The sequence below is a fragment of the Vagococcus sp. genome (assembly GCF_036639995.1).
Classification (GTDB): domain Bacteria; phylum Bacillota; class Bacilli; order Lactobacillales; family Vagococcaceae; genus Vagococcus.
The window spans coordinates 1-8,229 of sequence record NZ_JAVWHO010000068.1 but is presented as its reverse complement, the minus strand read 5'-3'; the positions used below and the strand labels follow the sequence as shown (position 1 = coordinate 8,229).

The 8,229-nt window shown below is 30.9% G+C and carries 7 protein-coding genes; all 7 read left to right on the top strand.

All coding sequences use genetic code 11. The features are described from left to right. The coding region (locus tag RR554_RS11665) for a 5'-nucleotidase C-terminal domain-containing protein (protein ID WP_332468095.1) at positions 1–2,523 on the top strand (2,523 nt) is incomplete at its 5' end. 401 nt (positions 2,524–2,924) lie between these two features. After that, positions 2,925–3,524, top strand: a complete 600-nt coding sequence (locus RR554_RS11660) for an MptD family putative ECF transporter S component (protein ID WP_332468094.1) — start codon at positions 2,925–2,927, stop codon at positions 3,522–3,524. Beyond that, complete coding sequence (locus tag RR554_RS11655; RefSeq protein WP_332468093.1) at positions 3,524–4,219, top strand: energy-coupling factor transporter transmembrane component T; 696 nt, start codon at positions 3,524–3,526, stop codon at positions 4,217–4,219. Before RR554_RS11660 ends, RR554_RS11655 begins: the two co-directional genes overlap by 1 nt. Next, positions 4,220–5,629 (top strand): ABC transporter ATP-binding protein, encoded by a 1,410-nt coding sequence (locus RR554_RS11650; protein WP_332468092.1) that lies wholly within the window; start codon positions 4,220–4,222, stop codon positions 5,627–5,629. An 84-nt stretch (positions 5,630–5,713) separates the two neighbouring features. Then, the gene (locus RR554_RS11645) at positions 5,714–6,436 is read left to right on the top strand and encodes a MerR family transcriptional regulator (protein WP_332468091.1); all 723 of its coding nucleotides are present in this window, start codon (positions 5,714–5,716) and stop codon (positions 6,434–6,436) included. Continuing rightward, the gene (locus RR554_RS11640) at positions 6,429–6,995 is read left to right on the top strand and encodes a hypothetical protein (protein WP_332468090.1); all 567 of its coding nucleotides are present in this window, start codon (positions 6,429–6,431) and stop codon (positions 6,993–6,995) included. The genes RR554_RS11645 and RR554_RS11640 overlap by 8 nt, the downstream gene beginning before the upstream one ends. A gap of 97 nt (positions 6,996–7,092) precedes the next feature. Continuing rightward, complete coding sequence (locus RR554_RS11635; RefSeq protein ID WP_332468089.1) at positions 7,093–8,163, top strand: YdcF family protein; 1,071 nt, start codon at positions 7,093–7,095, stop codon at positions 8,161–8,163. Positions 8,164–8,229: the final 66 nt, after the last annotated feature.

The following is an 8,229-nucleotide window of genomic DNA, read 5'->3' as shown; positions in this document are numbered from 1 at the left end:
AATGATATGCATGGTCGTATGGCATTTGATGCTGGTAGCTCATCAATTGGTTTAGGTCGTGTGAAAACTTTTAAAGATAACAAAAAACCAACTGTTTTAGTTGATGCAGGGGATGCTATGCAAGGTTTACCAATCTCTAACTACTCTAAGGGTATGGATATGGTAAAAGCAATGAACGCTGTTGGTTATGACGGTATGACTTTAGGAAACCATGAATTCGACTTTGGCTTAGAAACAGCACTTAAATACAAAGACGAATTAAATTTCCCTATCGTTTCAGCTAATGTCTTTTATAAAGAAGATGGCAAACGTCCATTTGAACCATATGCGATTACTGAAAAAGAAGTAAATGGTAAAAAAGAAAAAGTTGCGATGATTGGTTTAACAACACCTGAAACATCTGTTAAAACACATCCAAACAATGTGATTAAAGTTGATTTCAAAAAACCTGCTCCAGTAGCGATTGACACAATCAAAGAAATCAAAGAAAAAGATGCAAACGTTAAGTACTTTGTATTCATGACTCACTTAGGACTTGATGAAACAACTATCAAGGATGAAACAAGTGCGTATTTAGCAGAACAATTAGCAAAAACTTATCCAAAAGAAAATATCTTTATTGCTGATGGACACTCTCATAGTGAATTACCTGAAGGAATTAAAGAGAATAAAGTTCTTATTGGACAAACTGGAGAATACTTACATAATGTAGGTGTTATGACAGGTGATTACAGAAAAGACACTCCAGAACTTAAAGCTGAGTTACATCCGTTCTCAGAATTAAAAGATTTAACACCAGATCCAGAAGTAGAAAAAATTGTTGCAACAGCTAAAGAAAACTTTGATAAAGAAATGTCTCAAGTTGTTTTAAAAGACAATAAAATTACTTTAAATGGTGAAAGAGAAAACGTTCGTAGTCGTGAAACTAACTTAGGTAACTTAGTTGGAGATTCATTAATGGCTTATGGAAACAATGGTGGATTTAAAAATCATTCTGACTTTGCAATGATGAATGGTGGCGGTATCCGTACAACAATCAAACCAGGTAATGTAACAAAAGGTGATATTGTTGGAGTTATGCCATTTGGGAATACTGTTTCTCAAATTAAAGTAACAGGTAATGAAATTTATGCAATGTTTGAACATTCTCTACGTTCAATCCATAAAAAAGATGAAGCTGGTAATGTGATCATCGATAAAAACGGTGTTCCTGAATTAGGTGCAAACGGTGGATTCTTACAAGTATCTGATACAATTAAAGTAATTTACGATTCTAATTTACAAGGTGAAGATACTGAAACACACACACCTGGTAAACGAGTAACCAAAATTGAAATTAAAGATAAAGCTGGTAAATTTATTGAAGTTCCAAGAAAAGACGATGTTACTTACAATATGGTAACAAATGATTTCTTAGCAGCAGGTGGCGATGGCTACGAAATGCTTAAAGGTAAACCAGTAGAACAAGGCCCATCAATGGATGAAGTCTTTATGAAATATTTATCTGATGAAAAATTGGATTTAAATACATACGCTGAGGAAATTCCATATAGTCGTATTATTGGTCAAGCTACAAAAGTATTACCACAAGGTCCAGCAATTGAAGATGGACGTTATGTTCAAGTTGTTAAAAAAGGATATAGCCTATGGTCTAACTTTGGTTGGAAAGAAAGAAATACATCTAACAATGTTTTAAATGAAATCTTTACATCTAAATACAAATACAACCATGAAAATGGAGCTACTTATCTTTCTTTATATGATTCAAAAGGTAAATGGCAAGGATATATCAATGAAAATGCAACAAAAGAAGCTAAAAACTTGCAAGGTGACTATATTAAGTATGGTAAATATGTAACTATTAATCGTACTGGTTATAGTACTTGGTCTAACTTTGATTGGAAAGAACGTAACCAAACAGAAAACTTATTAGGTGAAACTTACCAAGCAAGAGGCAAATATAAACATGCGAATGGTGCAACTTATCTTTCATTGTATGATTCAAAAGGTAAATGGCATGGTTATGTTAATAAAAATGCTGTAAAAGTTGGTGAAGGAAGACAAGGTGCTTACATCGCTGATGGTAGTTATGTAACTATTTCAAAAGGCAACTATGATGTATGGTCTAACTTTAACTGGAAGAAACGTCATTCAAGTAAAAAAGTATTGAATGAAACATTCCAAGCTAAAGGTCACTACAAACATATTAATGGCGCTACTTATTACTCTTTATATGACAACAAAGGTAAATGGCATGGATATATTAATGCTAATGCTGTAAAAGTTGGTGAAGGTAAACAAGGTGCGTACATTAGCTACGGTAAAAAAGTAACAATTGCTAAAAAAGGTTATAGTACTTGGTCTAACTTCAGTTGGAAAGAACGTAATACAACTGATAAAATGATGAAAGAAAAATTCACTGCAAAAGGTCAATATAACCACTTTAACGGTTCAACATACTATTCATTATATGATAATGATGGTAAATGGCATGGTTATGTAAATAAAAATGCAGTAAAATAGTTAACAAAAACTTTTAAAAAGCTGAGGTAGAAAGTTGGATTCTATCTCGGCTTTTTTCTTTTCTAAAAAGTTCATCGAATAAGTGTAAAATTTACTAAAAAGCAAATAAATTGATGACATACTTGTACAAGTCAGGTACAATAGATATGAATAGTTAATGATTTAGAGTACGTACTATACATGCACATCTCTAAACGTGAAGAAGTGGTTGACTTTGAGTGGTCAACCCTTTTTTGTGTTGATACCTAATAATTTCGACGTATAATTACTCTTATCTTGTTTGTTGACTGTTAAGAGAATTTTATTTCATTGATTTTCGTTCTCAATTAAGTGTGATATAATTAGTAAGGCATTTAGCATATTATGTTAAATGCCTTATTTTAGTTAAAAGGAGTTTTTTTATGAAGGGGTTAAAAGTTCAAGAATTAATATCGTCAGGGGTATACGCAACTGTTTATTTTTTTGTTGTTTTTATTGCAACATTTTTATTAAGATTTACGATACCAACCTTTAATACGCTATTTATTCCAGGGTTATCGGCATTATTTTCAGGTGTAGTGTATTTGATAGTTATCAATAGAGTTCCTAAATTTGGTGCTATAACAATTGTTGGTTCAGTTATGGCTGTCTTCTTTTTAATATTTGGTTATTTTCCATTGGCTTTTTTACCAAGTATTGTTTTTCCTTTCATTGCGGATTGGGTTCAAAATAAATCAGCACTAAAAGGAATAACTAAAACATATATTAGTTATATAATATTTAGTTTTGGTTTAACAGGTCCGATTTTACCTTTATGGTTCATGAAAGAAGCATACGTGGCATCTTTACTTAAAAGAGGTAAAGATATGAGTTATGTTAACAGTGTTTTTGAGCCCGTAACGACTGTGACTTTTTTCATTTCGATGGGAGCAACACTTGTACTAAGTATTTTAGGTCTAATAATTGGTAGGCGTATTTATGATAAACATTTTTCAAAAGAAGCACGTAAGGGAAGTAACTAATGAAAGAACATTATGTAAAATTTGATCCTAGAAGTAAACTTGCTGTTGTATTATGTGCAAGTTTACTTTTAATGGTTCGAGCCAATCAACGGATGGAAGGGATATTTGTTTTACTGTTACTTTTTTTATTAGTTATCAATGGCGGATGGAAAAAAGGAGTCATTTTAACTTCACTATATAGCTTTTTTTTAGTAGTTGATTATTTTTTCTTTCAACAAATAACCGGTGCTGTTACAGCTTTTCTTTCGTTCTTTTTTGTGGCTAATCGTCTTCTTTTACCACCTATAATGGCCGCAGCCTTTGCGATGAATCAAACGAAAATGAGTGAATGGATAGCCGCGATGAAAAAAATGAAAATACCAAAAGTGGTTATTGTTCCTTTTTCTGTTGTGTGCCGTTTTTTTCCTGTCTTAATTCAAGATTTTAAGCAAATTAGACGTGCTATGAAATTTAGAGGTGTTGGAATTAATTCTATTGATTTGGTGAAACACCCACTTTTGACGCTAGAATATATTGTAGTGCCAATACTTGTTTCTGTTGAAACGACATCAATTGATTTATCAGCAGCCTCTCTTGTTCGTGGCTTAGGAAGTGATAGTGTAAATACCAGCGTATATGAAGTAACATTTAAGATCCAAGACTATCTATTACTTTTATTTCTACTGCTACTTATTGTTTGGGAGGTATTGTTATAAATGATTTCAATTAGTGAAGGAAACTTACTGTATGAAGAAGATAAAATTTTGACAGATATTAATTTAACCATTAAATCAGGAGAATGTGTGGTTATTTGTGGTGAAAGTGGTAGTGGAAAATCATCCTTAATAAGAGTTTTAAATGGGCTTATACCAGAACTCTATGAAGGCAATATTGAAGGAAAATTTAATGTGTTAAATAGGACATTACCAACAAATGAATTTCATGAATATGTTAAAGATATAGGTGTGGTTTTTCAAAATCCTAAAACACAGTTTTTTATGAGTGATGTTTATTCTGAACTAGCTTTTTCTATGGAGAATTATGGCTGGAAGAGACAGGAGATGAGAGAGAGAATTCAATCGTTATCAGATATCTTTTCTTTAACCACTCTTTGGTCCAAAAGTATGGTAGAACTCTCAGGTGGACAAAAACAACAAATTGCTTTTGCTTCAGCCTGTATGCTACCCCATAAGTTATTTTTATTAGATGAACCATCAAGTAATTTAGATGAAAAACACATTGATATTTTGACAGACTATCTGATGTGGTTAAAAAAAAATAATCAGACGATGATTATTGCAGAGCATCGCCTCTATTACTTATTACCAGTTGTTGACCGCTTTATAGTGATGAAGAATGGTGGTATTGTTCAAAATATGACAAAGCAAGAACTTCTAAGCTATAAAGACTCAGAGATCAGTCAACTAGGCTTACGATCGCTAACTAGACCTACACTGAAACAAACTCAAGACACAGATGGAGACTCCACGGAAAATCAGTTGGAATGTCTGAATTTATTTTTTCAATATAAGAATACAGACACTTCTATAGAAATAGAAAAATTAGCTTTTACCTCTCAATCAGTGACAGGTATAGTAGGTGAAAATGGTGCAGGAAAAACAACGTTGTCATATTTATTAACAGGTTTACTGAAGCCAAAAAAAGGAATGATTACCTATAATGGTAAAAGACAAACAACAAAAGAATTAATTAGTAAAAGTTTTTTGGTGATGCAAGACGTAAATTTTCAATTGTTTTTTGAATCTGTTGAAAAAGAAATAAAAGCAAAAGCTAAGAGGCTGGATTTATTTGATGTGGTTGTTCAGACATTACAGTTAAATCAATTGTTAAAACGGCATCCGCAAACTTTATCAGGTGGAGAAAAACAGCGGGTAGCTATAGCAAGTGCAGTATTATCAGGGAAAGAAATTGTTATTTTAGACGAGCCTACAAGTGGACTGGATTTAAAACATATGATAGAAGTGAGTGATATGATTAAAAAATTGAGACAATTTGGTATCATACTTATTATTGTATCTCATGATAAAGAATTTCTAAATCTAACATGTGATCATTTAGTTCAAATGGAAGAGGGAAAAGTTAATCAAAATAATCAGTTAGAGTAATTTTTGAAGTAATTAGAAAAATTACTCTTTTTTTGTTGACCGAATACACATTAGAATGGTTATATTAATGAAAGAGGTGAGAATATGGATAAATATGTGACAATCTCCCAATTGGCTAAATTATTTGATATTAATCAACATACGATAAGACATTATGAGGATAAAGAGCTATTACAACCAGCACTAATTGATAAAAATGGTTATCGAAAGTATGATGTATCAAAAGCCTATGACTTAGCCTTTATATTATTGTTTAAACAACTAGATTTGAGTTTAAAAGAAATTAAAGAGATGAAAAAACTGAATGAGCCAAAAGAGTCTATCCATTTTTTTGAAGAAAAACTCATAGATATTGACCAAAAAATCTCTGATCTCCAACAGGTAAAAGAAAATATCTCTCATCAATTAACCTTGCTGAATCAAGACTTCACGGAAACTTCTTTAGAGATAAAAAACCCTATTTATTTAAAAAAATTGATAGAACTTAAACATGAAGAAGAAATAACGCTTCAAGACATATTAAAATTTAGTGATGCTATCCATTTTTTTTCAAATACAATTTGTTACAAAATAAAAGAGGCCACCTATGATGTGTTTTATCTAGTTGATGAGAAATTACTAGACTCAATTCCATCTGGAAACTACAAAATAAAATGGTTATTTGCAGATAATGAAAAAGAATTGAACTGTCAACTAGAAAAAGTGAGTGAATCAACCTATGATGATTTTTATGTATTAGAAGAAATTAGACACTTAGTTACAAGTCATCAAAAATTAGCATGGAAGGTGATGATAAGAAATGACTAATTTAACAGTAACGTCTGTTCCTAAAATAACAAAGGAAATAGCAGGTAAAGTATTTGATAGTTATTTAGAAGAAGAAGTGTCTTTTACAACTGAAATGACAAGAGAAGAATTTATTGAAATAAATTATCTTTATGATGAGGATATACATTATGAAATTAGGAAAGATAACCAAATTGTCGGAAATTTTGGCTTAAGAAGTCGTCATTTTACTCCAAGTAAAAAAATGAGTGCGTTGACAATGATTAAAAACTTTCGTTTAGTAGCGATGTCAGTCTATGTAGAAGAACGGCTAAAATTAGGTGATCTTTATGTGTCTTATCTTTACTTAGAACCTGTAGTAAAAGATAAAGAAAATCTATTACTAGTTTTAGATTACATTGAAAAATTGGCACAAAATAATGGAGCTTTTAGATTTATTTGTTTGGATTGTTACCGACTAGATGATGTCATGCTAGACACACTATTAGAAAAAAATTATGTAGTAACAAACGAAGTAAAAAATAGTAAGAAAGAATGGTTCTATTTAAAAAAGAAAATAATTAGAGGGGCAACTTATTGAAAATGTTGTTATAACTATTTATTTAAAAAGTTTTTTTCACGAAATACAAAATGTGGTAAAATAGGAAGTGTAAAAATAATTAAAAAGGAGGACTCCAATGGGACTAGGATTAATCTGGTTTATTTTTGCAATTGTTATTCCTTTGGTTTGTTTTTCATATTGGATTTATTTTAGACCAACAAGTCTTTGGACGGGATTTTTCTTTTTAGCTTTATCAGGCTCAATCTATATAACTTTAATTTTTGAAATTGAAAAATATAGTACCCAATTTGCCTTATTTTTTGCGATGCCAGTTGCAATATTACTAGCATTAATTGGTATTTTTGGTATGTTTACAGGTGTTGTTGCCTTATTTTGGAATGAGAGAGTCTTATTAAAAAGAGAAGGGTTTTCATTGAGTAATTTACTACCGTTACTTGTGGCATTAGGATTAATAGCCTTTCAAATTATGTTGGTAGTATTGGCTTATTATAATCATAATCCGTATGTGATAGCTTTATCATCATTTATTACCCTATGTTTTTCATATGTGGTTGCTATTTTCTTTTTATATTTTGTCACATCTATTTTATACAATCATTTTCCGAGATTAGGAAAAGTTGATTATATTATTGTACTAGGTGCTGGTTTAATAGAGGGAGAGAGAGTAACCCCACTTTTAGCAAGTCGAATTGATGTTGCTGTAAAGTTATTTAATAAGCAGAAAAATAAAAAGAATCATGAACCTGTGATTATTCTTTCAGGCGGTCAAGGACAAGATGAAAAAATACCTGAAGCTCATGCGATGATGAATTATATTACTGAAAAAGATTATGAATTGGGTCATGTTTACTTAGAGGATAAATCAAGGAATACACGAGAAAATTTAGAGTTTTCCGAAGCAATTGCATACCAAAAAGATAATATAAAAAACTTTAATCGAAAAAATATTGTGATAGCTTCTAATAATTACCACATATTAAGAGCTGGAAAATTGGCTTCTCATATTGGTATTCAAGCAAGAGGGATAGGCTCAAAAACCAAGTTTTATTATTTACCGACTGCTTTTATTAGAGAATACATAGGCTATCTTGCTTTGACAAAGAAAAGACATTTAATTATGTTTGGACTTGCTTTAGCTTTTTCGATAGGAATGTTAGTTTTAAATTTAATTTTTCCTACATATTAAGTAAAAAAGAAGATTGGATATTTTCAATCTTCTTTTTTGTTACTCATAATTTTTTTGAATTTCTTT